General features: G+C 63.7%; 2 protein-coding genes. Both read right to left on the bottom strand.

Going from position 1 to position 1,809, the window contains the following annotated elements:
• The coding region (locus MOV74_RS37260; protein ID WP_246932404.1) for a 2Fe-2S iron-sulfur cluster binding domain-containing protein at positions 1-723 on the bottom strand (723 nt) is incomplete at its 3' end.
• Between the two features lie 57 nt (positions 724-780).
• On the bottom strand, positions 781-1,809 hold a 1,029-nt coding region (locus tag MOV74_RS37255; RefSeq protein WP_246932402.1), incomplete at its 5' end, for an ethylbenzene dehydrogenase-related protein.

Here is a 1,809-nt window from a genome sequence, read left to right as displayed (position 1 = left end):
CGCCGAGCGGGCCAGCGCCCAGATCGGGGCCCAGCCTGCTCCGCCGGCGACCAGGACCAGCGGCCCCAGTCCCTGCCGCAGATAGGCTTGTCCGAACGGGCCTTGAACATGCGCCGCATGGCCGGGCCTGATGGCTTTGCCGAGCTGCCCCGACACGGTGCCGTCAGGCAGGCGCCGGATGTGAAAGACGAGTTCGACTTGCTTGAAGGAACCGTCGAGCCTGAAGGTCGGGCTGAACTCGCGCGCAGGATAGCCGGAAAACTTGACGCGCACATATTGGCCCGGCCGAAACTCAATCGGCGCCGAGGTCGTCAACACGACCTCGGCGATCTCCGGCGAAAGCTCGTTGATCTCGGTGACGGCGCCCGCCCGCTTCATCGGTAGCGGCAATTCTTCGAATTCGATCTCTGCATCGCCAGCGACCGCGGCCTGGCAGGCGAGCACAGTGCGGCCATGGCCCGAGCCGCCGTCATCGACCGCGCCCGAAACGACTGTCACGCGGCAGCTCTGACATTGTCCCGATCTGCAGTCGTGTGGAATGAGGATCGAGCCGCCGAGCGCCGCGTCGATCAGGCTTTCGCCGGCGCGGGCTTCAACGAGCTTGCCGTTGAGGACGAGCTGACAATGCCTCTTCATCGCGAGGCCTGTGGGCGCTGCGAATTTCTGCGAGCAGGCCGCCGCTCGCCGCGCCAGAATGCGATGCGCGGATGAGGGCGAAGCCATGCTTCAGTGCAGCCGCGCCGTGGTGTCCTCCGGTCGAACTCGCCGCCCATGTGATCCCTATTTCTCCGTGACGACAAGCACCGGGCGGTTATGGCTCGCATGCCGCGTCTGTGTGTGGTCGAAGACAGCGACCCACATGTAGAGATCGCGGCCTGGCACGAAGGCTTTGTCATATCTGCCATCGCTTTTCATGTTGCGCGTCAGCTCGAGCGTCCAATGTCCGTCGCTCCATCTTGAAACTCCGGTGACATTGGCCCGCTCTCCGTCGTTGTCGCCGGCAATGATCACGCCGGGCAGGATCGTGCCAATGGGTATCCTCGCGTCGGCCTCTGGCGTGTAGGGTTCGCTCTCCCGGTCGAACATGTACCAGCGGCCGTTTTCGTCGTCGTTGCTGTTGGGATTGAGATCGTATTTGCCGAGGGCTGCGACCTGCGCCTTCCAGTCCTTGGGAAGCCGCAGAACCGTGACGGGCCCTTTGTCGTTCCTGTGGATGAACTTGAAGTTATACGAATAAAGAGAACGACCGGGCTTGTTCCAATAGCCGCCTTGGTAGCGGGCATCGTAATTTTGTTCGTCCAAGGTCGGGGCGTAGGGTGGGCCGATATATTGGCTGTCGACACGCCCGAGCATGCCCCCGCGCGACGCCTTCCACTGCCACATGTCTATGTAGCTGCCATCCGTCGTGAAGTGGAAGCCCCGGCCGTTGATCGGCATCGGCTTGCCGGGCAGCGGGTTGACGCCGAGATCCGTCGCGCCTGCGCCGCCGAGCGATGGATTATCCGAGAGAATGATCGCCAGTTTATCCTCGTAGAAGTCAACGGCGTCTTGCAGGCCCGCACGCTCGTCGAGGACGTGCCAGCCATCCTCTTTCTTGATGATCGGAATGCGGCGCAGGGAGCGCGTGGGATCGTCCCAGCGGAAGGCGAAATAGATCTTCTGCCCGTCATGCAGGGCGCGCACTTCCACCAGCGATTCGCCCGATCCGTCGAGATTGGCACCCTGCTGCGTGCGGATGAAGACGGGGCGCGCGCGCGACCAGGCGGGATCGCCCATGGCGCCGTCCAGCTTGGGCGCGTCGCTCACCCG

The organism is Bradyrhizobium sp. SHOUNA76 (assembly GCF_023006445.1).
In the GTDB taxonomy this organism is placed as follows: Bacteria; Pseudomonadota; Alphaproteobacteria; order Rhizobiales; family Xanthobacteraceae; genus Bradyrhizobium.
Note: the sequence above shows the minus strand (reverse complement) of the source record. Positions and strands in the feature narration are given on the sequence as shown.